Below are 24,750 nucleotides of genomic sequence, written 5' to 3'. Positions count from 1 at the left end.
TTCCCGGTTGCGCTCGATGTAATCGGCTGCACTACCGGCTACCGCCATGCCGGCGTTTAGCCGAAGCAATGCGCGTGGCATACGCCAGGCGTCTCACCAGCACACTGCTTAAGCAATTCGATCGATCGTACGTGCCTGTCACCGACAGGCTGCGTTGTGTCGTGGTGCCGAACTGCAATAAAACCATTCGAGGAGATTAGATTGAAATCGACAATCTATCCGTGTCTTACGGTTTGTATGCTGGTGCTAGCCCTTGGTGGGTGCAACGGCGATGGCAACCCTGTCGCGCAAAGCACGGCGCACGCATCGGCCACAGCCACCGCCAAGGTGATGCAGGCTTCAGCCGGCAGTCCTTTCGGCGGCACACCCTGGCCGGTTCCCGGACAGGTTCAGGTGGAGAATTTCGATTCCGGTGGTTTAAACGCCGGCTATTACACCGCGGACAATACGAATCACGGCGGGCAATATCGAACCAGCGAAGGCGTCAGCATCGAAGCCACCACCGACACCGGCGGCGGTTACGACGTGGGTTGGGCAGCCGCAGGAGAATGGCTCAACTACACGGTGAACGTCACATCGCCGGGTACCTACGCACTCCAGGTACGCGTGGCCAACAGCGGCCCTGGTGGCACATTCCATTTCAATGTCGACGGTGTGTCGGCCACCGGCGAGTACGCCGTGCCCGACACCGGCGGCTGGCAAAACTGGCAGACGCTCTCGTCGAACATCACGCTGACAGCAGGCGTCCATACGATCCAGTTGCAGATGGACAGCGTGGGTAGCGCGGGAACGGTCGGCAACTTCAACTGGTTCTCGGTCATCAATGCGTCGAACTCGACGGTACCGGACTTCGGACCCAATGTATTGATCTTCGATCCGACCATGTCCGCATCGAGCATTCAGAGTCAACTCGACAACGTATTCAGCCAGCAGGAAACCAATCAGTTCGGCACGAACCGTTACGCATTGCTTTTCAAACCGGGCTCGTACAACGTCGACGTCAATGTGGGTTTCTATACCCAGGTACTGGGCCTCGGACAATCCCCCGACGATGTGACGATAAACGGCGCGGTGCATGCCGAAGCGGACTGGTTCCAGGGTAACGCGACGCAGAACTTCTGGCGCGGCGCCGAGAATATGGCAGTCGTTCCGTCAGGTACGGGAGGCACCGATCGCTGGGCCGTGTCGCAAGCGTCGCCGTGGCGTCGCATGCATATCAAAGGGAACGTCGTGCTGGACGACAACGGCGGCTGGTCTAGCGGCGGTTTCCTCGCGGACTCCGTCATCGATAGTCAGATCAATTCCGGATCGCAACAGCAGTGGTTGTCGCGCAACTCGCAATGGGGAAGCTGGGTCGGTTCGAACTGGAACATGGTGTTTGTCGGCGTCAATAACGCGCCCTCGGGAACGTGGCCGAATCCACCTTACGTCGTAGTGAACCAGACTCCCGTATCGAGAGAGAAACCGTTCCTGACGATCGACACCGCGGGCCACTACAACGTCTTCGTTCCCAGCGTTAAGTCCAACAGCCAGGGGGCGGGCTGGGTCAATGCCGCGGAAGCCGGTCAGTTGCTGCCGATCAGTCAGTTCTATGTTGCAAAGCAGAACATAGACACGGCCGCAACCCTCAATGCGGCGCTCGCCCAAGGGCTCAACCTGCTGTTCACGCCTGGCGTTTATCACCTGAACGGCAACCTGCATGTGACGCGTGCCAACACCGTCATCCTTGGCCTCGGCATCGCTACGCTTGAGGCCGATAACGGTGTGACGGCGATGTCGGTAGACGACGTCGATGGCGTGGTCATAGCCGGGCTGCTCTTCGATGCGGGGTCAGTCAATTCGCCCGTGCTGCTGCAGGTGGGACCGCAAGGGAGTTCACAAAATCACGCGGCTAATCCGACATCGCTGCACGATCTCTTTTTCCGGGTAGGCGGCGCCGCGGCAGGAGCGGCGACGGTCAGCTTGCAGATCAACAGCAACAACGTCATCGGTGACGATTTCTGGCTGTGGCGTGCCGATCACAGTAATGGCGTCGGCTGGACCGTGAACCCGGCGGCGAATGGTCTGGTCGTAACGGGTGCGAACGCAACGATCTACGGGCTCGCGGTTGAACACTACGAGCAGTACCAGACCTTGTGGAGCGGCAATGGCGGCAGGGTTTACTTCTATCAAAGCGAAGCCCCTTACGACGTGCCGAACCAGGCGAGCTGGATGAATGGCGGCGAGAACGGCTACCCATCGTACAAGGTGGCCAGTTCCGTCACGAGTCATCAGGCTTGGGGAGTGGGTATCTACTGTTACTTCAGCACCAACTCGAGCGTCAAACTGGCCAATGCGATCGAAACACCTAATGGCTCAGGGATCGCGTTTAAGGATATGACGACGGTTTCGCTAGGCGGTGTCGGAGAGATCACACACGTGATCAACAACACCGGTGGCACCGCCAACTCGTCGGCATCCGTTGTGCGGCTTGGGCAATATCCTTAACGTGTACCTGGAAAACGCCCTGCCCGACTGACGATTGGACAGGCATTCATAAAGAGGTCCGCGCATGCGTTTTTGCCGTTGCTGGGTTGCTGGTTCGCCCAGCGGTTCTTGCAGCCAATACGCATGCGCGTTGTTATGACCAGGGTCCGTTACGCCACTTCATTACCCGTAGCGGCTTCCAGAAGCGCAAACCAGTCCTGCCGGTCCAGCTGCAATTCGCTGGCAGTGACCGCGTCGCGCACAGCGTCGCGACGTTGTGAGCCTGTTATGACGATCGGGTCGGACGGAAGTCGTAGCAACCACGCATAGATCACGGTCAACATCGAAACGTCGTGCCTGTCTGCAATCTCACTCGCGACAGCACGTACCCGCGCCGCAGCACTGTCACCCTCGGCAAAGAGTCGTCCTCCGCCTAGCGCGGACCAGATCATCGGTGGTACGTCGGTGCCCTGCAATTGATCGAGCGTGCCGTCCGTGATCGCGTCCGTCTTGAATGGTGAAAGCTCGATCTGGTTGGTCGCAAGCGGCGTGAAGGTATTCATCGCCTGAAATTGCGCTGGCGTGAAATTGGACACACCGAATGCCCTGATTTTCCCGGCACGTTTAAGCTGCTCGACCTCTCTTGCGATCTCGTCAAAGCGCATCAGCGGATCTGGCCGGTGAATCAACAGCACGTCGAGATGATCCGTATTGAAGTTGCGCAACGAACGCTCGACGGCATCGCGGATGTGCGTCGGGTCCGTGTTGTAGTGCTTCAAGCGATGTTCAGGTCGGTTTGGCGAGACGAGCGCGATGCCGGTTTTCGTCACCAGTTCGATCTGCTCGCGCAGAGACGGGTGTGTCTTCAACGTTTTTCCAAATGCTTCTTCGACGGCGTAACCGCCGTAGATGTCGGCGTGATCGAAGGTCGTGACGCCGAACGCAAGACAATCGTCGATATATCCGCGAAGCGCCTGCTCCGACATCTTCCAGTCCATCAGTCGCCACATACCGGCAGCAATGCGCGATAGCGTCAGCCCGTCGCGAGGTGAAGTGCGTGGACAGATCATGTCGTGTTCCCTGTGCGCGGGAACGCCACGGCTTCACCGTGGGCCACATTTTGTGTGAAATACATCGAGTCACCTTTTTCGTACTATAGTGCGAATCGCAATATGCTGCGTTAAACCTATAAACGCAGCATTGCATCATAGGGACGCCGGAATGAAATCGCAACACGTTACTGACGATTCGCACAATAGTACGAATTCACTGCCCTTGTTGCCTGCCGACGCAACGTTTGCCGATCGACTGAAAGCCTTGATCGGCAATTCGTCGGTCAGTGCGTTCGCACGCAAGGCCGGTCTCGGTGAGGGATTAATCCGTCGTTATCTGCAAGGGTCGGAGCCTGGTCTCGGCAAGGCGGAGCAGATCTCGCGAGCCGCCAACTGTTCGCTGGAATGGCTCGCGACCGGCGCGGATTTTCGCCATCAAAACGCTGAAGGCGTCGATATGGCTGCGCTTGAATCGGCGATCCGTCTGGCTTCGATCGTGCTCGGTACGCCAATGATCGTGCAGGAAGGCAAGGCAATGAAGCTTGTCGTTGCGACGTATCAATACCTTCGTGCAACGCGTCGACCCGACGGAAGTCTCGAAGAACAGTCGAGTCAGGCGTTCGCGGAATATGTGGCGGAGATGTGTGGTTTGCGTCCTGCGGGCGGCGAGTCTGGGGGGCGGGCGAACATCGTTTGACGAGGTACAACCCGTCGATCTCTTTTCGTCCCGATGGTTGGCGAGAGCACAGAGCGGCAAGTGGAATCCTGCAAAGATGCGAGCCTCAACAACGCCTCGTACCAGTAAGCGTTGTCGCGCGACCGCAGCCTGACGGGAGAATCGATGCCCCACGAGAAACGCTACCAACAGCTCGACGCGCTGCGTGGCCTCGCTGCGCTCACTGTCGTCTTCTCGCATTTCACGCTGCTCGCGCCTTTGATCGCCTTGCGTCACACGCCGCTCCGGGTGTTGTTCGGCGGCCATGAAGCAGTCATTCTGTTTTTTACACTCAGCGGTTTCGTACTGGCCTTGCAGATCGGTGGAACGCCTAAACCAGGCTACGGCGAATATGTCATGCGGCGCATTTGCCGGGTTTATCTTCCCTATGCGGTGGCCGTGATCGTCGCGTATGCATGTTATGCGCTGTGCTACGCGGGGCCAGTTGCATGGGCCGGCTGGTGGTTCAACGACGGATGGCCTGCGACCTTCCCCAACATCGAACTGTTGTGGCATCTGCTGTTCGTCTTCCCGTTCGAGACGAGCCGGCTAGACCCTGTTCTCTGGTCGCTTGTGTACGAGATGCGTATTTCGCTGATCTTCGTGCCGGTCGTATTACTGATCTCGCGCGTACCGACCTGGCAGGTAATTGGAGCTGCCATGCTGTTGTCGGTGGCGGTCTGCTGGCATGCAATACACACCGGTCATCCGGTGATTCAGGCAAGCGTCTCAGCCGAGTGGCTGCCCACACTTCACTATCTACTGATGTTCGTTGCAGGCGCCGCGCTCGCCAGGCATCGAGAGCGCCTGTCGAACTGGCTACGGCGCGCGCCCCGCGCAACTGTTGTGATCATCCCCGCTGCCTCGCTAGCGCTGTATGTCCTGTCGCGGCCGATTTCCCTGCGCGTGTCGGGCATTCTCAGCGACTACCTGTTCGACTGGATCGTGCTGGCCGCCGTGGGCGGCATCATCGCGAGTGCGGTCGCGCTCGCATCGTTTGCGCGGCTGCTACAGATCCGGCCACTGCCCTTTCTCGGCGCGATTTCGTACAGCCTGTATCTGTATCACGCCGTGGTGCTGTTCGCGGTCGTGCATCTGCTCGGCGAACGGCTCGGCGTCACACTGTCGCTGCTCATCGCGGCTGCGCTGGTGATCCCGGTGAGTTATGCGGGCTACGTCTGCGTCGAACGACCGGCAATGCGTCTCGGTAGCCGCCTTGCACGCAGGTTCACGATGCAGCGTGCGCTCGCTCAAATGCCAGTGCGCAATTGAATCTGCGGTGCGCATCGTGAAGACACGCAGTCTGCGCGGCGGTGTTGGTGTTGCAGCGTGCTGTTCGGTGCTGGCCTCATTGCTCACGCCGGCATACGGGGCATCGTGCCCGCCGATATCGCAAGGCCAACCCATCGATGCCTGGGGTGACTCGCTCACGACAGGTACGCCCGGCATCGGCGGCTTGTCTGGTACGTGGCCTTATCAATTGTCGGTGTTGCTCGGTGGCCGCGCTGTGCGCAATTTCGGCGTTTCCGGGCAGGTCTCGGAATCGATTGCTGCACGCGAGGGTGCACTGGTCGCACGTGTGAGCGTCGAAGGTGGTGAAGTGCCTGTCGATGGCCCCATACCGGTCACCGTGACGAACCATCTGTCGATTCCCGGTGCGGGTGCCGGCGACGTACACGGTACGCTAGACGGTATCCCCGGAAAACTCGCGTACACCACGACCTATCACCACGTCTTCATTCGCGATACCCATGGCGCGTCGCCATCGAGCGTTCCCGCCGACAGTCCGTTCATCGTCGACGACCATCGTTGCGACGTCAGCGTTATCTGGGCCGGACGCAACGACGTCAGCGCAGGCCAAACGACACAAACGGTGCACAACATTGCGCGGATGGCAGCGCGCATCGACGCGGGCCGCTTCATCGTGCTGTCCATCACGAACAGCGCGGACGAAGAACGAGGCACACCAGGCTACGCAACGGTGACCGCGCTCAATCGCGCACTGGCAGCACGCTTCCCGCACAACTTCATCGACATACGCTCCGCCCTGATTGCCCACGCGAATATGAGCGACGCCGATCAGCGAAACCGCGAGGCCGATGCCGTCCCGGTTTCGCTGCGGGTCGACAACCTGCATCTGAACTCCAACGGTTACCGGATCGTCGCAGAGCAGGTTGCCGGATTCGTGAACCGGCGCGGCTGGTAGCTTAACGGCGCACGCATGTGTATATGCATCCGCCCCGCTAGATCACTTCACAAGACTCGCAAAATTCCCACTCGGATACGCCGTATTCATCCAGTTCGCGAAGCGATTCAACTGCGAACCATCGACACCTTCACCCCGCATCAACGGAATGCGCGTAAAGGCCCACGAAGGAAAGTTTGCGACGGTCGGTGTCGGCCCCTGCAAGGTCCCTGGCACGTAGTTGCTCCAGCACAGCGAACGAATGCTCCAGCCACAGCCAACCTCGCCGGAAGCCGGATTCGCACCGAGACGCTGCCACGTCGATACGTCGAAGCTCGTCGTGCGATCGAGCCACGTCGTCAGGAACGCATTGACTACGGCTTGCTCGGTGGCAGGCGCAACGCCTTTCCAGATACCCGACTGGCCGAAGTCCCACACGTCCATCGGGCTCGTATCGCGTGTCGTCCAGCCGCGGTTCACATCGGTCACGCCGACACCGTTATCCATCTCCTGCGCACCCTTCACGACGAATACGAGTTTGCGTGCCGGCTCGGTGCGCCCGCTCGCCGCCGACAGATCGTCGAACAACCCATACGCGTACTGCCAGTCGAGCGGCAGATGCACCAGATGCGCACCGTTACCGGGATTCAGCAGCAACTGCATTTCGTACCACTGGTTGGCCTTCGTGAGATCGGCCACCGGACTGCCGAACATGCTGTTGTTCACCGGAAAGCCGAGAATATGCGGCGACACGTTAAACGCGAAGCGCCAGTAGCCGCACCAGCCGCGCGTTTCGATCTTCGGTGCGTTGTGGGCCGCCCACGCCTGCGGGCACTGCGCCTCGAGGTTGAAGTCCTGCGCAAGCTCCCATGACTTGATCAGTTGCCATTGCGCAGTCGCGTACAGGTTTTGCTGCTGCGCGATCGTATAAGCCCCCGACGTTCCTTCATTCGGCGGCGTGAAGTCGGAGCCGAGTTCGTTGCCCCAGTAATAGAGATCGTTGAAAATGTCGCCGGTGTGGCCCGTTGCATATGACGCGCCACCGGCGGTCAGTTGCGCGCGCATGTTGTACGTGGCGTTACCGGTCCCCTCGCCCGCGTACTGCTTGTTCAGATTCGAGTTCGTGAAGTAGTCGCCCCACGCGTCCTTCGGATGAACATGCGGCACCCAGTGGTTCCAGTCCGGCAACTGCAGGCCGATCGGGATCTCGCGTGCGTTCAGATGACTGCCCGTTGCGATTGCGTCCTTGCTGATGCCGTTCGGGAACACCTTGTTCAGCGTATCGAGGTCGTTATCGGACACGCTCTCGAGCCCCGCGCCGCAGGTCCAGTTGCGGACATCGCCGGCATCGAGCCCGGGGCCCGGTTGATACGGCGGGTTCCACGGGCGACAATGCGGCCCCGGCACGCCAAGCGTGTTGTTCAGACTGCGGATATAGCTCGCGATCTGCGCGCCCTGCCCGCTCGTCAGCCCGTGAAACTGCGCGCGCACGGCAATCGCGTAGTTCGAGTAGTTGAAACGCTGCAGGTCCGAACCGTCGGCCGCATGGCAGTCCATGCAGTGCGCCTTGAGCGCGTGGCCCACATTGACCGGCGACTCGACGAGTTGAGCGCTCTGCCAGAGTTGCTTGCCTGTGGCGATATCGGCGGCTGAAGAAAGCGGCGGTGTCCAGCGGGTGGGATCGTCTTCGGTGAAGCTGGCGCTGCCCACCAGTTGATTACCCGATGCATCGAGCAGATTGAACGCGAGCACACGGTAACCCGACGTCACGCCGTCGGTTTTGTTGAAGCGGAAGCTGACCAGATTCGTACCGTTGACGGCACCACTCACCGGCACGCTCATCTTGAGCGTATCGAAGCCGCCGCCGATGCCTCCATAGCTGCGCCCCGCGCCTTCGATCGCAACGTTTGCGTTGGTCAGGTCGACCCACGTCCCGTTGTTCACCTTCACCGAGCCTTTGGCGTCGTACGAGAGGTTGTTCGCCTGCAGCCACAGGCGCGCTGTTGCGCTGCCATTTGGCGCGCTCACGCTCACCGTGACAACCGAACCGTCCACACCCAGCACCTCTAGCGGCAATACAGTCGCGCCGGCCTGTGCTTGCGTCTGCGGAGAAGTCGGATTGGTCGGCCCCGTCGTGAGGCCGCTCGGGTTGCTCGCGGGTACCGGATTCGCAGTCGATGCCGCCGCGGACGGCGCGCTCCCGCCTCCACCGTTACCGCATCCGGCAAGATCTAATGCTGATATCGCAATTGCGGTCACCGCAAAAATACGCAAAATGCTGATTATCTTATTAGCCATCTCAAACGGAACCCAGGTTATATACGAGGGCGCATCTTATACGCTAAATTATTAGCCCGGTTCGTTCTCAAGGCCACACTTTCATTCAGTTACATTTTCATTGATCGCATACTTATTTTCATCGAAGAGAGTGCGGATGTTTCGCCTGTATTACCCTTACGCAAAGGCTATCAGCGGATATTTCGATCGCTTTTTGAGAAGAAACAGAAGTAGAAAATTCGCAATCTGCGAAATTTAATTAAAATCAACAATACGCGAATTTCTTGCCCGCTCATCCATATATCAGCACCTTGTTATCTCCAAGGTACGAATAATATCTTCAGATCTTTCTTCACATAATTCAAACACCACTCGAAGAAGTAAAACTGTCGGCCACAGTCGATGCGCCACCAGACGCGCTATGCTGATCGACCTGTCGAACCTGTCCACCTGGAACTCACATGCCAACGTACGACGACGACCTCACGACCTTCGCGGCACAAGGTGCCGCACCGCTACCGTCCGCCAACGAACAGGGCTACGTGGAACACGACGGCGCACGCATCTGGTATGCGACCTACGGGTCCGGGCCAGCGGTCGTTCTGCTGCACGGAGGACTGGGCCACGGCGGCAACTGGGGTTACCAGGTTCCGGCGCTGGTTGACGCCGGTTACCGCGCTGTACTCGTCGATAGCCGCGGCCACGGTCGCAGCACACGCGACGCCCGGCCGTACAAATACGAGTTGATGGCATCCGACGTACTGGCTGTGATCGATACGCTGCAACTGCAGCGCGCCGCAGTGGTCGGCTGGAGCGACGGCGCCTGCATCGCGATGATCCTCGCGATGCAAGCGCCTGAACGAGTAGCCGGTGTGTTCTTCTTCGGCTGCAATATGGACCCGAGCGGCACGAAGGAAATCCTCGAGCCCGGGCCAGTGCTTGAGCGTTGTTTCGCACGTCACGCTAAAGACTATGCGCAGTTATCGGCCACGCCGGATCAGTTCAACGCCTTTGTAGCGGCAGTCACACAGATGATGCAGACCGAGCCCAATTATTCGGCACGCGATCTCGCCGCCATCGCCGTGCCCGTTGCGATCGTGCAGAGCGAGCATGACGAATTCATCGAGCGCGAACATGCCGAGTATCTGGCGCGGAGTATCCCTGGTGCGGAACTGATCGTGCTGCCGGGTGTGAGCCATTTCGCACCGCTACAACGGCCTGATGAGTTCAACCGCGTGGTGCTTGCGTTCGTCGATAAGGTGCTTGCCTGATCGCGCGGTGAAGCATCGCAATTACTTTGCAGCGTTCCGTGCGAGGAGCTCATCGATCTGCGCAGCAGACGGTGCGGTAGCCGGGCCACGACGCGTAACAGCGATCGCAGCCGCGGCATTCGCACGACGCGCTGCACTCGCGGCTTCTTGTCCCGACGCAAGCGACGCGAGAAATACGCCTGCGTGTGCGTCGCCCGCACCGTTGCTATCGATCGATTCGACGGCAAAGCCAGGCACCTGCACGCTACGGCCCGCAGACGCCACGTGACAGCCCTGCGCGCCATCGCGCACGACGGCAAGTGCGTCGGCAGCTCGCAATCGTGATGCAAGCACCTGCTGCGCCTGCGCAATCGATTCACTGCCCGTGTACTGCAACGCCTCGCGCCGATTGCTGGTCCAGATCGATACCTTCGGGATTAGAGCGCTCAGCACAGCCTCGTCGATTGAACCGACGAGCGGACCAGGATCGAACGCGATGCGCACATCGGCAGGCAAGGTATCGAGCCAGTCGAGCAGCACTGCACGCTTCTCGGCGTTGAACAGGCTGTATCCGCTGACATAGACGATATCGAGTGCAGTGACATGCAGGCCATCTAGCACCTGTCGTTCGAGATGCACTTCGGCGCCGAGGTGCGAAACGAAAGTTCGTTCGGCGGAAGCATCGACAATCGCGACACAAATGCCGGTGTCTTTGTCTTCGACCGGTGGGCCTGCTATCTCCACACCTTCGTGCGCCAACGCCGCGCGCGCCATATCGCCGAATCGACCGCGCCCATGGCCGCCTGGGTAGACCACCTGCATACCGCTGCGCCGCGCGGCCGCCATCACGTTGAAACCACCGCCCACCTCGAAGTTCGCCGACGAAGCCAGCACATCGCCACCGGCTTCCGGCAAGCCGTCTACCTGCATCACGAGATCGACGATCACCTGGCCCGTGTGAATGAGCCGCGATAGACGAGACACCTGCTGCGTCATGCCGGTTTCTCCATCAACGTACGAGCGTGGCGCGATCCACCGAGCAGCGCGTAGCCACCGGCCGCAACGACAAACGTCACGATCCAGCCCAGGCCATTGCGCCCAAGCCATGAGCCCGCAAACGGACCGTGAAAGGCGCCCGAGCCCACCGACAGGAAGCAGAAACCAAGCACGATCGCCACGGCCCATGCACCCACTGCACGCCATTCGACACCACCGCGATACCAGTACGCACTAGCCGGGCTCACATCGAGCAACGCATGCGGCAGATAGACATCGCGATGAATCAGATCCACGATGAAAATACCGACCCATGCAGTGATCGGTACCGCCAGTAGCGAAATAAAACCGATGAAGGGTCCGTAGAAACTGCCTGCGATCAACATGAAATAGATCGAGCCCGAGAAAATCACGACCACGTCGACGACCACCGCCTGCACGCGTTTGACCTTGAGCCCGAGCGTGAGCGTCGTGAGGCCCGCCGAGTAGACCGACAGGTAGTTCGACAACAACAAGCCACCGAACGCCGTGATCAGATACGGAATCGCCATCCAGTTCGGCAGCATTTCGCGGATCGCTGCGATCGGGTCCGTCGCGGAAGCGAGATGATCGTTGCCAACGGCGAGCAGCGCGCCGAGCGTGACGAGCAGGATCAGCGGAATGCCGGCACCGAATGCCGCCGATGCCACGAGCGGCGGCCCCTTCACATCGCGCGCCTGGTAGCGCGACATGTCGGCGCCCGCATTCGCCCAGCCGATCCCCGTGCCCGCGGCAATCGTGCCGATGCCGATGATGACCGCGCTGGCCGGCGCCGGCCGTGCCGCGAAGACCGCGGTCCAGTCGACCGTCACCACGAGGAAACCGGCTACCAGCAGATTGAGCGCGCCGAACACATACGTCGACCACTTCTGGATCACGAGCAGCGTCGCGTGGCCAAGCCCCGAGACGATCAAGGTCAACACGACGAACACGGCGATGAAGAGCAGCGTTAGAACCGGCGCATCCTTCGCGGCAGCCGGCGTGCCGAACGCGATGGTCGACAGCGACAGCAGCACGAACGCTGCAGTCGTCGTGTTGACCGTTTCCCAACCGAGACGCGACAGCAGCGACACGATGGTCGGCCCGATGTTGCCGCGCACACCGAAGATCGCGCGCGACAGCGTCAGGCTAGGTGCATGCCCGCGACGACCCGCAATCGAAATCACGCCGACGATCGCGAACGAGCCCGCCGCACCGACCGTCGCCACCAGCAACGCCTGCCAGATCGCGAGATGCTGGAACGCGACCAGCGTCGCGCCGAGCGGCAACCCAAGGATGCTGATGTTGGCAGCGAACCAGACCCAGAACAGTTGCAGCGGATGGCCGTTGCAATCGCTTTCCGGGACCGGTTCGATGCCGCGTGCTTCGATCTTGCCGGCACCGGTTGACGTGACTGACGAAGCCATCTGGGCCTCCAGAGGTTGAGGAAAAGTGCGTGGCTTATACGGACCGCGCGCGCAACGCGAGCAGTTGCCCGACGAGCGGATCGAGATCGAGCCGGTTGACGCGGCGCACCGTGTCGATCAGATCCTGCGGCAACGCGCGATAGCCAGCGCACGCTCCGAGCATCGCCCCGAGCATCGCGGCGATCGTGTCGGTATCGCCACCGAGGCTCGCCGCGACGCCCAGCGATGCACCGATGTCGATGCCACGCTGCGCCGCATCGCTCGCCAACGCGAACGCCGCGACAACCGACTCCTGCGACGCCACCGATGTCCCGACCACGTCGTACAGTTTTTGCGGAATCGCATCGGCGGGGCCTTGTGCGACGAATTCGCGCGCCCAGCGGATGCGTTCGCCGATGCGGCCGCCCGCTACCCAATAGCCGTGCGCTTCGCCGGCATCGGCTAACGCAGCGCCCGCATCGAGCGCTTCGGCAAGCGACGCGCCTTCAATTCCCGCCGACACCGCCGCAGCAACTGCGGCCGCGCTCGCGATACCCAGCGTGGTGTTGTGCGTAACACGGCACGACTGCACCACCGCATCGATGAACGCAGCGTGATCGTGTAAGTCGGCAGCGATACCAACCGGCGTCACGCGCATCGCGGCGCCGTTGGTCGTACCGAAACGGCCCGATTGATCAGGCGCCTCGCCATCGATGATCATCTGGATCGCGCGCTTCGTCGACGGACCCAGCAGATCGAGCGAGCCGCGCGCCTTCATCGATGCTTCCCATTCGATCAGACGCTGCGCAAACGCACGCGGCTCGATCGTGCCCTGCCCGGCGACGAGCAATTCGCCGACCAGTACGGCCTGTTCGGTATCGTCGGTGATTGAACCGGCCGGCATGCTGGGGGCGATCGGTTGATCGGCGCGCGCATCTTCGAGCGTCGTAATACGGCCGAATTGCGCTGCAATCTGTGCGCGGCTCAGCGATTGCGTTGGCATGCCGAACGCGTCGCCGAGTGCGAGCCCGTAGAAAGCACCACGCGCACGTTCGATGCGCTCCTGCGCGGATAACGTTGAGGTAAGCGTAGACATCGACATCAGAATTCCAGGTGTAAGGCAAAGTGAGCCGGATCGAGCAAGCTCACCACGTACTCGATGATGCGATCGTCGCGATCGCGCGTGAGGCGCCGCGACTGCAGGAACGATGTGCCGGTACGGCGTTTCAGCAGGCGCGCGTCAGGCGCCTCCAGCGCAACGACTTCGGCCCACTGTTCGCCGTGATGCGGCACCATGCCGTGTTCGATCAGCGTGCGATTCAGCGATCCGCCCACCAGTCCTTCGAGCGGTAACGCCGCGAGTTCGTCGTTGAACGGCAAACGGCTGCGTTCGAGCGAAATACACAACGCGTCCTTGTCGATCAGCCGCATCCGGTCGATCGCGACGAACGCCGGTGTATCGAGCTTCAGTTCGCGGGCCAGCGCCTTGTCCTCGACGATCGCGATCTGCAGCAGCCGCGTATGCACGTTGCCGCCCGCGCGTTCGAGCGCCGTATTCCAGCCGAGCGAAGCGTCGATTGCCTTGCCGTCGAACGTGACGAACGAACCGATGCCACCCTTGCGCGTAATCAGGCCACCGTTCGTCAGCAGATCGAGCCCCTTGCGCACGGTGTTTCTGCTCACCGCGAAGCGCTCCACCAGTTCGCTTTCGCTCTCCAGTTGCTGACCGAACGGCAGGCGCCCGGTCAGGATCTCGTGCTCGATCGTCGCGGCCACCATGTGCGCTTTCGACCGACCGACCTCAGCCGCTTTTGCTGCCTTTCGTACCATCTCGCGACTCCCATGAAAAAACGTTGCGCATGCTGCGGACCTGCCATCGGTTCGCGCGATATCGCGCATTCTGAATGAAAGGTACAAGTATGCACATGTTTCTTGGCTACGGCGGGCGACATCAGAAGCGATGCGGCACATCAAACCATTTTCCCTGAATTTCCCTAGCCTCATAAAAAGTACAAGTAGGAACATGTTCCGGAGATTACGAGGATGACCTTGATGTGGTCAAGCGCGAATCGCCCAGGGGAAACCAGCACGATCCACTGCAGACGCGCTTATTTTGTTCACGCATATCGATGCGCAAAATGCTTGGTGGCGGCACACGCAAGCGCCCCCGACAATATCCGTCACCCGGGCGACCGATCGCCCTGCTCTCTCCAGCGAGTTCCGTCTTGACCGCCCGTGCCCCACGCCATCTACATCTGAACGTCAACATCCTGCATTCGGGTTTCGTCCCGTCCGCATGGCGTCTTCCCGACGCCGATCCACGCGCGTTTATCGACGTCGCCCACTACGTGCGCGTCGCGCAGATCGCCGAAGCCGCGAAGTTCGACGCGGTGTTTCTCGCGGACAACGCATCGATTGCCGATCAGATCGACTTTCGCCCGATCACCGCGCTCGAACCGACCGTGCTGCTCGCCAGCATTGCGGCAGCAACGACGCATATCGGCCTGATCGGTACCGCGTCGACGAGTTACAACGAGCCGTACAACATCGCGCGCCGCTTCTCGACGCTGGATCACGTCAGTGGCGGCCGGGCCGGCTGGAATATCGTCACGACCGCCGACGCCGGTTCCGCGCGCAACTTCGGCCTCGATGCGGCACCTGACCATGCGCAGCGCTACGCGCGCGCCGCGGAATTCACCGATGTGGTCAAGGCGCTCTGGCAGAGCTGGGAAGACGACGCCTTCATCGGCGACAAGACGGGCGGCCGCTTCATCGATACGGACAAGGTGCATCCGGTCGCGCATCGCGGCGAGTATTTCAGCGTGCAGGGACCGTTGAACCTGCCGCGCACGGCGCAGGGGTATCCGGTGCTAGTTCAGGCGGGGGGTTCGGCGGATGGGCGCGATCTTGCCGCGCGTCATGCGGAAGCGGTTTTCTCGGCGTCGCAATCGTTTGAGGAATCGGCCGCTTATCGCGGCGATCTGCTGGCGCGCGCCGCCGCTCAGGGCCGCGGACCTGAGGCGATCCGGGTGCTGCCCGGTCTAACGACGATCGTTGGCGCAACCGAGGCCGACGCGCTGCGGCGCCGCGACGAACTGGTGGAACTGATCCCGTGGCGCTACAGCCTGACGCGTCTTGCGGGCACGCTTGGGATCGCGCCCGATCGTCTGCAACTCGACGAACGTTTGCCGGACGATCTTCAGTTACCAGCGGCAGGCAACGGCAATCACACGTTCTTTCACGCGACGCTCGCACAGGCTCGCCAGCATGGCTACACGGCGCGGCAGTTGATTTACGCGCTGGCCGGTGGCGGTGGACACCGCGTCGTAGTGGGTACGCCCGAACAGATCGCCGACGACATCGAACGATGGTTCAGAGGTGGTGCCGCCGATGGCTTCAATCTGATACCCGATGCACTGCCTGGCGGCTTGCAGGATTTCGTCGACGGCGTGGTGCCGATCCTGCAGCGGCGCGGTCTGTTCCGCACGGAATATGAAGGGGACACGCTGCGCGAGCACCTGGGGCTCGCGCAGCCGACCAACCGTCGCACTTCAAAGCAGCGGCGGGCGGCTGTCGCAACCTGACGGCATCCGGTCGCTACACTGCGGTTAGTGCGCCGGTACGCAGTCGGGACCCAGCTTCACCGTCTGCTTGTCGAGGCGCAGACGATTGCCACTCAGCTTCACCGGCCCCGCAAACGAATCGCTTTTCCACAGAACATCGCAACTCGTTGCATCGATCGCGTAGACGGTCCGGTTGCTGCCGGAATAGGTGGTCACGAACACGTGCTGGCCGTCCGTGTAGATCGGACGCTCGATGATGCTCACGTCCGGATCGACCGAGCACGACTTGCCCGACGGACCGGTGAGACTCATCGGCCCAATCCATGCGGTCGGCTTCTCAGCCGGGTCGCCTGCGCCGAGATCGATTGTCACATGCCGTGCGGTGACCTTGCCGGCACCAGGCACGACCTCGGAGTAATGACACGTTTGCGCCATGGCAACGTTACCGGTTGCCAGTAACCCGGCGATAAACAGGACTTGCCTGAAAGATTTCATGGTCATGGGCGGATTGCGTAATACTGAACGTTCGCAAGATCCGTATGCTTCCACGAATAATTGAGCGCAGTATTTTTACGCCCACTGCCGCCATATCGCCCCCAATACGCGAGCGGATAGGGTTTCGACACACCCGACATGATAATCGCGACGTGTCCGTGGGGCGTCGCCTTCAAACCGGCTACCACCAGATATCCCAGTCCGGCATAAGCCACAGCCTTGTCTTTATCGGTGCCGAGTTGCGACCACGGCGCTCCACTCATCGTGCCGACGAGAGCATTCGCGTCGCCTGTCAGTGTCAGGTCCAGATCGGCAGCGACCGCCTTGAGAAACCCACTGCAATCGCCCTTCCAGTCATCCCAGTGGTTTTCGCACAGGGTTTTGATGTCTTTCTTGTCGGCCATTATCCTGGTCCATTATGCGTGGGACGAGGAACTATTCTCGCCCGGGATGGAATTGAACTACCCCTTGTTGCACATCGTCTACTGCGTTTCTTCGCTTCTTCGTTTCAGCCTTCGCTTCATGTCGAGACGCGCTGGTTTTTATCAATGAGACGGTAAACCAGAAAATCTGCCCCGACAGAGACATCCGGATTATAACGACGTCTACGCGACTGTGAATGACGAGATGGTTAAAGAAAATCAATAATTGCAGTCTGTGTTGCTAAACACCCGTTTATCGAGCAACCGCGACCGGCAGGAGCGACCGGCAACCACCTAGTCGGACACCTCTACATGCCGGGTCACCGTCTGGACAAATCGATCCGAAGGTGTACCATCCAACAATTACATCATCCAATGTAACATTTAAAGATGGGATGGAGACAGCCGGCAGACCCTGCCGCGCTTCGCATTTCTCCCGGTTCGGGCTGACGCACTGTGCCCGGAACGCTTCCATCGCTACCGCGGAGATCGCCATGACCGATGAGAGCGCTCATCACAAAATCAAGGCACGCCACGTCAAGTTCGACTGGAGCAACACGCCGGTTCAGTGGATTCCCGGCGACCCGTCGAGCACGCACATTATCAACGTGCTGAACCTGCTTTTTCCAGCGGGTGAACTGTGGTTCTGCCGCGTCTACAACAAGACGCTGCCGCTCATCACCGACCCGCGGTTGCGCGAAGACGCAGAAGGTTTTCTGCGCCAGGAGGCCGTGCATTCACGCTCGCACGCCGGCGTGCTCACGCACTACTACAAGGTTCACGGCATCGACACGCAGCCGTTCACGAAAGAACTCGACTGGATGTTCGGGAAAGTGCTCGGTGAAGCGCCGCTCGGACTAAAGATCGGTCACACGCGGTTCTGGTTGCGTCAGCAGCTCGGCATCATCGCGTCGCTAGAGCACTTCTTCGGGTATCTCGGCAACTGGGTGCTCAATGCCAAGGGGCTCGATGATGCTCACGCCGATCCGACGATGCTCGATCTGTTGCGCTGGCACGGCGCGGAGGAAGTCGAGCATCGTACGGTCGCGTTCGATATTTTCCGGCACATGGGCGGCAATTATCTGGAGCGCTGCTTCCATATGTTTACGACGATCGTGCTGCTGTTGCGTTTCCTGATGCGCGGTGCGCGCTTCATGCATCGGCGCGATCCCGATGCCGGCAAGTACCGCGGTTTTGCGCTTGCATGGCGCGACGGCGCGCGCCGCAACTGTCTGCCGTCATTCTGGAAAATGCTTGCCGCTGCATTGCGCTATTTCAAGCCGGGTTATACGCCGCATCGCGAGGGCTCCACCGAACAGGCGCTGGCCTATCTCGCGACCTCACCGGCGGCACAGGTCGCGGCGCACGGTGGTGCATGGGTGCGCGACGCATCGTGAGAGGCTACGAGCCGGATGGATCGTCGCTTTGCTCCGGCGCCGCCGGTGCGGACGGATCCACGCTTTGCTCCGGCGCCGGTGAACGACGTGCCCACGGAAAGCGCCACTCGCCTACCGAGAGCCGCTTCAAGCGCTTGTGCGCGCCGTCCATCACATACATCGGCGCAGTCGAGAACTGCCGGTCGTAGATGGTCACCAGTCTGCCCAACGCCACACCGTCGGGCTCGTCGAGTTCCCAGGGCTCGTCGGTCGAACAGCGCTCGACACTGCGCTCGAGCGCGCCCTGCACCTCGGCGTACAGCGAGTCGGGCCCGAAGGCAAACCCCGCCTCGCGCAGGAAGTAACTCAGACAGGCAATCGCGAACAGTTCGCGCAGCAATGCGCGGTTTCCGTTGCCGCTGCGGCACGCTGCGACCGCCAGGTGATTGCGCAGCGAAAGCTCGCGCGCCGACGCGGGTGTAGGCGGAAGCAGCATGGCCTTCGTCAGCGGCGCGCCTCCGACGCGGTACGCGTCCAGCTTCTTTGGCCCATTCATTCTCGGTCGCCCCCCGGCGTGCGGCGGCCTTGCCGCGGCGCTTTCATCGTTGTGTTCATTGGTTCATCGACGCGGATTGATTCACGCATCGTCTCCGTCGGATACCTTCCGGTCCCTGACATCGGTATTAAAAACACCCGGATAATCAACAGCCCGAGGGGCATGTCCTCGGTAGATAAGTAACGTTGTCAGAAACGAGTATCTGTCCGCGCGTTTCAACGAGTCTGCGAGAAATAGTTTCACGAGGTCTTTCCGTGCGTCTTCTGGCTGGTACTCACGTTTTTCATACCGATGAAGTGGCGCGACTCCGTTAGCCAGAGCGGCCTGCTGCCTTGTAACCCCGATGATGCTGCTCTCTACCTGATCCGCCAGGATTTTCCATCGATTTGTGCCATTCCATAGCGTATGGGGCAAATCGATATATCGTTCCGGGTTCAGCACGCTCGCCTGCTTACATTTAACATTTTGCAGTTTGCAAACCGCCGATTCGCAGGCCGCCGCCAGTATATAACGCAAGCCCATAAATCCTGGTAGCGCAGCGGCGGTTTTTTAAATCGATGAATTTTTTCCCATATCTACCCGACCCCGCAACACGAGTTACCTCCACCGATAAACGATAAGGATGAATAGATTATTAAAGACCGATAACGATTTCACCGGGACGTCGCGCGAGAACCCGCATTTATTACTTGATTATCGATTTACCGGGTCACAATTACCGGATTAAATTCGGCGCAGGTTCTCGCAGCGTGTGCACCAGAAAATCGACGAACGCTTTCACGCGCGCAGTCATCTGCAGATGCTGTGGGTACACCGCATAAATATCGGCACCCGGCGTCCGGTAGTCGGGCAACACATGCACGAGACGTCCGTCGCGCAGATAGTCGGCGATGTCCCACTCCGCGCGCATCAGGATGCCGTGGCCGTCGAGCGCCCACTTCACGGCAATCTCGCCGTCGTTGGTCGTGAGGTTGCCGCGCACCCGCACGGTCTCGGTCTTTTCGGTGGCGCCGCGGCCGCTCGTCAGACGCCAGAGGCCATAACCGTCGTCGCCCTGGCGAATGCCGATGCAGTTGTACCGCGTCAACTCATGGGGATTTTTCGGCGGCGCACGGTCGGCGAAATAGGCAGGCGCCGCGCACAGCAACCGCCGGTTCGGCGCTACGCGCCGCGCGACCACACGCGCATCGGGCGGCTCGCCGAAGCGGATGCACACGTCGAAGGCATCGTCGCTCAACGGCGGGGGATCGACGGATAGCTGCAACTGCACGTCGACCTCCGGGTAGCGCCGCACGAACTGCGAGATCGCCGGTGCGATATGGCTGCGACCGAAACCGAGCGTCGCGTTGACGCGCAACAGCCCGCTCGGCGCCGCGCGCGATCCGTTGAGCAATTGCCCCAGTTCGTCCATGTCGGCGAGGATCCGCCGCGCACGCGTCACGTACAGCTCGCCTTCGGGCGTGAGGCTCATCCGGCGGGTAGTCCGGTTCACGAGCGCGACGCCCGCGCGCGACTCCATCTGCGACAGATGCTTGCTGACCGCCGCGGTGCTCAACCCCAGTTCGCGCGCGGCGGCCGTCAGACTGCCGCTTGCGGCCAGCACCGAGAAAAACCGCAGATCGTCCGGCTGGATCGACGAGTTCATTGCAGCGTGGATTGTCAACTTGAGGTTAAGGATGGTTTAAGTCTAGCAGCGTTCGTCGCGGTACCCCGCGCTCTAGCATGGCCGGACATTCAATCAGGAGACGCTTCGCTCATGAAGACCTATCGCATCGCAACCATTCCCGGCGACGGTATCGGCAAGGAAGTCGTGCCGGCCGGACAGCAGGTGCTCGAAGCCCTGACCGCCCAAGGCGCAGCGTTTCGTTTCGAATTCGAGCACTTCGACTGGGGCGGCGACTATTACCGTCAGCACGGCGTCATGATGCCGGCCGACGGCCTCGACGCGCTGCGCGGCAAGGACGCGATCCTGTTCGGCTCCGCGGGCGATCCGCAGATTCCCGACCACGTCACGTTGTGGGGCCTGCGCCTGAAGATCTGCCAGGGCTTCGATCAGTACGCAAACGTGCGTCCGACGCGGATTCTGCCCGGCATCGATGCGCCGCTCAAACGCTGCGGGCCGAACGATCTGGACTGGGTGATCGTGCGCGAAAACTCGGAGGGCGAATATGCCGGTGTCGGCGGTCGCGCGCATCAGGGGCATCCGCTCGAAGTCGCCACCGATGTGTCGATGATGACGCGCACCGGCGTCGAACGCATTCTGCGGTTCGCCTTCCGGCTCGCCCAGTCGCGTCCGCGCAAGCTGCTCACCGTGGTGACCAAGAGCAACGCGCAGCGTCACGCGATGGTGATGTGGGATGAGATCGCCGTGCAGGTATCGAAGGAATTTCCGGACGTCACGTGGGACAAGGAACTCGTCGATGCCGCGACCGCGCGCATGGTCAATCGCCCGGCGAGCCTCGACACGCTCGTTGCGACGAACCTGCACGCAGACATACTCAGCGATCTGGCCGCGGCGCTCGCTGGCAGTCTCGGCATCGCGCCGACGGCGAACCTCGACCCGGAGCGCCGCTATCCGTCGATGTTCGAGCCGATCCACGGTTCGGCGTTTGACATCATGGGTAAGGGCCTCGCGAATCCGGTCGGCACGTTCTGGTCGGTGGTGATGATGCTCGAGCATCTTGGCGAAAGCGCAGCCGCGCGTGCGGTCATGTCTGCTATCGAACAGGTCACTGCGAACCCTGCGCTGCATACCCGCGACCTCGGCGGCACGGCAACTACGGCGCAGGTTACGCAGGCGGTCTGCTCGCTGCTCGCCGCCCATCCGGCGCTCGCGTCGCAGGCGGCCTGAGTCGCGGGGAAGCGAAGCCGCGCGCGCAGCTTGCGCGGCGTGCGTCGCGTTCGGACCACACACCTATAAACGCCCGGACGAATCCGCCACGGGCGCATCGATGGAGACGAGCATGACCAACGATCTGCAGGCGCAGGTCATTCGCAAGCTGACGTGGCGCATCCTGCCGTTCGTGATGCTGTTGTACTTCGTCAGTTTTCTCGACCGCGTGAATGTCGGCTTCGCGGCCATCACGATGAATCACGAACTCGGCCTGACACCGGCGATGTTCGGCCTCGGCGGTGGCATTTTCTTTCTCGGCTATTTTCTCTTCGAAGTGCCGTCGAACCTGATTCTCAACCGCGTCGGCGCGCGCCTGTGGATCGCACGCGTGATGGTGACGTGGGGGTTGCTCTCGGCCGCCTCGGCATTCGTGGTCGGACCGCACTCGTTCTACGCGTTGCGCTTCCTGCTGGGGGTGGCCGAAGCGGGTTTCTTCCCCGGCATCATCCTGTATCTGAGCCAGTGGTTTCCGACGCGGCAGCGTGCGATGGCCGCCGCGGCCTTCATGGCAGCGGCACCGCTGTCCACCGCGATCGGCTCGCCGATTTCCGGCGCATTGATGCAGATGCCCGCATTCGGCGGACTGCACAACTGGCAGTGGCTCTTCATCATCGAGGCAATTCCGGCGGTCGTGCTCGGCATCGCCGTGCTGCGTCTGCTGACCGATTCGCCGGACAAGGCGCGGTGGCTCACGCGCGATGAGAAAGCGTGGCTGATCGCCGTGCTGCGTGAAGAGAACCTGCAACGGCACGCGCAGCCCGGTCATACCGGTCACGCGCTCGGTGCGCTGCGCGATCCGCGTGTGTGGGTGATGTCGCTGATCTACTTCGGCACGTCCGCGGGGCTGTATACGCTGGGGCTGTGGGCGCCGCTCATCATTCGCCAGTTCGGCTTCAGCTCGTTTGGCACCGGCGCGCTGAACGCAATTCCGAGCGTGCTGGCGGTCGTCGCGATGGTGTTGTGGGCGCGCAATTCGGATCGTACCGGCGAGCGTACGTGGCACATCGTCGTGCCTTGCGTACTCGCCGCCGTCGGTCTGGTCTGGGCGGGCTTTGCGCAGTCGGCCACCGGTGTCGTGCTGGCGCTAGTAGCGGTCAATGTCGGCATCAGCGCGGCGAAGGCGCCGCTGTGGGCAATGTCGAGCACGTTCATGTCCGGTGCGGGCGCGGCGGCGGGCATCGCGATGATCAACTCGATCGGCAACCTGGGGGGCTTCGCGGGTCCCTTTGCGATCGGCTGGTTGAAGTCTGCGACCGGTGGTTATGCGGCGGGGCTCTTTGCAGTTGCCGGCAGTCTGGCTGTCTCCGCGATGCTGACGCTGATGATCGGGCGGCGCGGGTATCGGGTGGCGTCGGCTGTGCATTGAGTGGGACAGCGCCGCAAACTCTGCCGCGCGGGTCCTCGTGCTCTCGCTGTGTGAGGCTACGTGACATGCTGATCGCCACACCGTTGCGTCATGCAACGTGGGCGACACGGCGACTGCTCCTTGCAAAGAGCGATGCACGACGCAGCAAGCGTGCCTGCCGACACACGACGCAACGCAGCGACTGTGCCTGGCCAGGCCGAACGCAGATCATCTACCGCGCGTCGACAAACGCCCGCAGTTCATCGTCGCGAATCTCGAGCACATCGAACAGCCCGAGTGCGCGCAGCGCCGGTAACGCGTCGACGATATCGCGCTGCGCGGTCGCTCGTGCTTCTTCTGTAGCAGTCGCGTCGCGCCAGATCCGTGCGTTGGCAAGAAAGGCGCCGACCGTGCCCTTGCGGATGGACACGCCATTGAATTCGCCCTGGTTGAGGTGATCGGGAAGCAGTTCTTCGGCACGCATTGCGTACTCCCGTGGTGGTTGACGTGGTTGATGCTTCCCACTGTAGATTGGCGCACGCAGATCGGCTGCGGTATAAAGGCCATTCGATACGTCATTCGCGCCATGTCCGCTCCCCTGCTCCCTTTTGTTCAACTCGATGCAACCGACGGCCCACCGATCTACGCGGTCGAGCTGACCGGTGACAACGCACGCGTGACCGCCCCACATCGTCACGCGCGAGGACAACTGTTTGGCGCGATCACCGGACTCCTGTCGGTCGGCACCGAACATAGCCAGTGGGTCGTGCCCGCCACGCACGCGGTGTGGATTCCGCCGGATCTTGCACACTCAGTGCAATCGCATGGCCCGTTCTCGGGATGGAGCGTGTACGTCGCAGCGGCTGCATGCAGCACGTTGCCAGACAGGCCGTGCACGCTCGTGATGTCGGTCCTGCTGCGCGCCGCGATCAGTCGCGCGGCCACCTGGCGCGACGGCACACTCGACGACGCGCAGATGCGCATTGCCGATGTGATCATCGATGAAATCCGTTCGCTACCGCGCGAGCAATTCGGCCTGCCGATGCCTCGCGACGCGCGGCTCATCCGCATCGCCAACGCGCTGGCAGAAAATCTGGCCGATAACCGCCGCCTCGAAGAATGGGCGCAGTGGGCTGCAATCGCACCGCGCACGCTGTCGCGGCGCTTCATCACGGAAACGGGTTTCAGTTTCACCGAATGGCGACAGCGCGCCCGCCTGATGCGTGCGCTCGAAATGCTGGCTACCGGCGACGCAGTAACGCGCGTTGCCATCGATCTGGGCTACGACAACGTCAGCGCATTTATCGCGATGTTTCGCCACGCGCTCGGTGTCACGCCGGCGCGTTATTTCGCGGTTCAAACGTCTGGCGATGAACCTGATGCGATGACCGAAGCAACCTAGTACACGCATCGCGCGCAATGCATCAACGATATCGCGCTGTACTGTCGCATGCGCTTCGGCCATAGTGGCCGCGTCGCGCCAAATCCGCACGTTGGCAAGGAGGCGCGGCTACGCGCGCAGACATCGAAAAAGCGTGCAGTTCGGACAAATCCTATCGACTGCCACCACCTCATAACGTAGAAGTTCCGGTTGGAGAATTCCGCGTTGAATCCTGGTAGCGGGGTATTCATGGTGGGCTTCAACTAACAGAGGCAGTATTAGCAATTTTCTATGCCGTGGTAAACGGTGATCCGCTCGACAGCGGCGCGCTGCCGCATGTAGCGACCAATGGTG

22 protein-coding genes are annotated in these 24,750 nt (G+C 61.2%); 10 read left to right on the top strand and 12 right to left on the bottom strand.

Annotation, left to right across the window (positions count from 1 at the left end):
• Positions 1-201: 201 nt before the first annotated feature.
• A complete protein-coding gene (locus BWP39_RS30965) occupies positions 202-2,487 on the top strand; it encodes a carbohydrate-binding protein (RefSeq protein ID WP_133116988.1) in 2,286 nt (761 codons plus the stop codon).
• A 149-nt stretch (positions 2,488-2,636) separates the two neighbouring features.
• Here BWP39_RS30965 and BWP39_RS30960 read toward each other — a convergent pair whose 3' ends face one another.
• Positions 2,637-3,536: an aldo/keto reductase gene (locus tag BWP39_RS30960; RefSeq protein WP_096725970.1), complete on the bottom strand. Its 900-nt coding sequence runs from the start codon at positions 3,534-3,536 to the stop codon at positions 2,637-2,639.
• Positions 3,537-3,687: 151 nt separating this feature from the next.
• Here BWP39_RS30960 and BWP39_RS30955 point away from each other — a divergent pair, with 151 nt between their 5' ends.
• The 3 genes from BWP39_RS30955 to BWP39_RS30945 all read left to right on the top strand — a co-directional run bounded on the left by BWP39_RS30955 (position 3,688) and on the right by BWP39_RS30945 (position 6,439).
• Positions 3,688-4,215, top strand: a complete 528-nt coding sequence (locus BWP39_RS30955) for a helix-turn-helix transcriptional regulator (protein WP_207557207.1) — start codon at positions 3,688-3,690, stop codon at positions 4,213-4,215.
• Positions 4,216-4,359: 144 nt separating this feature from the next.
• A complete protein-coding gene (locus tag BWP39_RS30950; protein ID WP_133116987.1) occupies positions 4,360-5,505 on the top strand; it encodes an acyltransferase family protein in 1,146 nt (381 codons plus the stop codon).
• Positions 5,506-5,521: 16 nt separating this feature from the next.
• Positions 5,522-6,439, top strand: a complete 918-nt coding sequence (locus tag BWP39_RS30945) for an SGNH/GDSL hydrolase family protein (protein ID WP_133116986.1) — start codon at positions 5,522-5,524, stop codon at positions 6,437-6,439.
• Between the two features lie 42 nt (positions 6,440-6,481).
• Here the strand turns inward: BWP39_RS30945 and BWP39_RS30940 are convergent, their stop codons facing one another.
• Positions 6,482-8,716, bottom strand: coding sequence for a hypothetical protein (locus BWP39_RS30940; protein ID WP_096725967.1), 2,235 nt, complete (start codon positions 8,714-8,716; stop codon positions 6,482-6,484).
• 440 nt (positions 8,717-9,156) lie between these two features.
• Between BWP39_RS30940 and BWP39_RS30935 the strand changes: the two genes are divergently transcribed.
• Positions 9,157-9,966 (top strand): alpha/beta fold hydrolase, encoded by an 810-nt coding sequence (locus tag BWP39_RS30935; RefSeq protein WP_096725966.1) that lies wholly within the window; start codon positions 9,157-9,159, stop codon positions 9,964-9,966.
• A 21-nt stretch (positions 9,967-9,987) separates the two neighbouring features.
• On the opposite strand, the gene BWP39_RS30930 is transcribed toward BWP39_RS30935, so the two are convergent.
• From BWP39_RS30930 to BWP39_RS30915, 4 genes are read right to left on the bottom strand one after another with little or no spacing between them, the layout of a single operon-like run.
• Positions 9,988-10,941, bottom strand: a complete 954-nt coding sequence (locus BWP39_RS30930) for a PfkB family carbohydrate kinase (protein WP_096725965.1) — start codon at positions 10,939-10,941, stop codon at positions 9,988-9,990.
• On the bottom strand, positions 10,938-12,386 hold the full coding sequence (locus BWP39_RS30925) for a purine-cytosine permease family protein (RefSeq protein ID WP_096725964.1): 1,449 nt from the start codon (positions 12,384-12,386) through the stop codon (positions 10,938-10,940). The genes BWP39_RS30930 and BWP39_RS30925 overlap by 4 nt, the downstream gene beginning before the upstream one ends.
• Positions 12,387-12,420: 34 nt before the next feature.
• Complete coding sequence (locus BWP39_RS30920) at positions 12,421-13,461, bottom strand: ADP-ribosylglycohydrolase family protein (protein WP_096726280.1); 1,041 nt, start codon at positions 13,459-13,461, stop codon at positions 12,421-12,423.
• 5 nt (positions 13,462-13,466) lie between these two features.
• Entirely contained in the window at positions 13,467-14,195 is a 729-nt protein-coding gene (locus BWP39_RS30915; protein WP_096725963.1) for a GntR family transcriptional regulator, read from the bottom strand.
• A gap of 395 nt (positions 14,196-14,590) precedes the next feature.
• On the opposite strand from BWP39_RS30915, the gene BWP39_RS30910 reads away from it, so the two are divergent.
• Positions 14,591-15,949, top strand: a complete 1,359-nt coding sequence (locus BWP39_RS30910) for an LLM class flavin-dependent oxidoreductase (RefSeq protein WP_207557206.1) — start codon at positions 14,591-14,593, stop codon at positions 15,947-15,949.
• A 24-nt stretch (positions 15,950-15,973) separates the two neighbouring features.
• Here BWP39_RS30910 and BWP39_RS30905 read toward each other — a convergent pair whose 3' ends face one another.
• Positions 15,974-16,429: a hypothetical protein gene (locus BWP39_RS30905; protein ID WP_133116985.1), complete on the bottom strand. Its 456-nt coding sequence runs from the start codon at positions 16,427-16,429 to the stop codon at positions 15,974-15,976.
• Positions 16,426-16,827, bottom strand: coding sequence for a hypothetical protein (locus BWP39_RS30900; protein WP_207557205.1), 402 nt, complete (start codon positions 16,825-16,827; stop codon positions 16,426-16,428). Before BWP39_RS30900 ends, BWP39_RS30905 begins: the two co-directional genes overlap by 4 nt.
• A gap of 512 nt (positions 16,828-17,339) precedes the next feature.
• Between BWP39_RS30900 and BWP39_RS30895 the strand changes: the two genes are divergently transcribed.
• A complete protein-coding gene (locus BWP39_RS30895; RefSeq protein WP_096725961.1) occupies positions 17,340-18,242 on the top strand; it encodes a metal-dependent hydrolase in 903 nt (300 codons plus the stop codon).
• Positions 18,243-18,246: 4 nt separating this feature from the next.
• On the opposite strand, the gene BWP39_RS30890 is transcribed toward BWP39_RS30895, so the two are convergent.
• From BWP39_RS30890 to BWP39_RS30880, 3 genes are all read right to left on the bottom strand, one after another.
• The gene (locus tag BWP39_RS30890; protein ID WP_096725960.1) at positions 18,247-18,777 is read right to left on the bottom strand and encodes a hypothetical protein; all 531 of its coding nucleotides are present in this window, start codon (positions 18,775-18,777) and stop codon (positions 18,247-18,249) included.
• An 81-nt stretch (positions 18,778-18,858) separates the two neighbouring features.
• Positions 18,859-19,293 carry a hypothetical protein gene (locus tag BWP39_RS30885; RefSeq protein WP_133116984.1) on the bottom strand — a complete coding sequence of 145 codons (435 nt, stop codon included), beginning with the start codon at positions 19,291-19,293 and terminating at the stop codon, positions 18,859-18,861.
• A 199-nt stretch (positions 19,294-19,492) separates the two neighbouring features.
• Positions 19,493-20,422 carry a LysR family transcriptional regulator gene (locus BWP39_RS30880; RefSeq protein WP_096725958.1) on the bottom strand — a complete coding sequence of 310 codons (930 nt, stop codon included), beginning with the start codon at positions 20,420-20,422 and terminating at the stop codon, positions 19,493-19,495.
• A 111-nt stretch (positions 20,423-20,533) separates the two neighbouring features.
• Here BWP39_RS30880 and BWP39_RS30875 point away from each other — a divergent pair, with 111 nt between their 5' ends.
• Both BWP39_RS30875 and BWP39_RS30870 read left to right on the top strand, forming a co-directional pair.
• On the top strand, positions 20,534-21,628 hold the full coding sequence (locus BWP39_RS30875) for a tartrate dehydrogenase (protein ID WP_096725957.1): 1,095 nt from the start codon (positions 20,534-20,536) through the stop codon (positions 21,626-21,628).
• Positions 21,629-21,740: 112 nt separating this feature from the next.
• Entirely contained in the window at positions 21,741-23,036 is a 1,296-nt protein-coding gene (locus BWP39_RS30870) for an MFS transporter (RefSeq protein ID WP_096725956.1), read from the top strand.
• Positions 23,037-23,247: 211 nt separating this feature from the next.
• Here BWP39_RS30870 and BWP39_RS30865 read toward each other — a convergent pair whose 3' ends face one another.
• The gene (locus tag BWP39_RS30865) at positions 23,248-23,499 is read right to left on the bottom strand and encodes a hypothetical protein (RefSeq protein ID WP_096725955.1); all 252 of its coding nucleotides are present in this window, start codon (positions 23,497-23,499) and stop codon (positions 23,248-23,250) included.
• A gap of 102 nt (positions 23,500-23,601) precedes the next feature.
• Between BWP39_RS30865 and BWP39_RS30860 the strand changes: the two genes are divergently transcribed.
• Positions 23,602-24,417, top strand: a complete 816-nt coding sequence (locus BWP39_RS30860) for an AraC family transcriptional regulator (protein ID WP_096725954.1) — start codon at positions 23,602-23,604, stop codon at positions 24,415-24,417.
• The last annotated feature ends 333 nt before the right edge of the window (positions 24,418-24,750 follow it).

Source organism: Paraburkholderia acidicola (assembly GCF_002362315.1).
In the GTDB taxonomy this organism is placed as follows: domain Bacteria; phylum Pseudomonadota; class Gammaproteobacteria; order Burkholderiales; family Burkholderiaceae; genus Paraburkholderia; species Paraburkholderia acidicola.
This window is presented reverse-complemented; position numbering and strand designations above follow the sequence as displayed.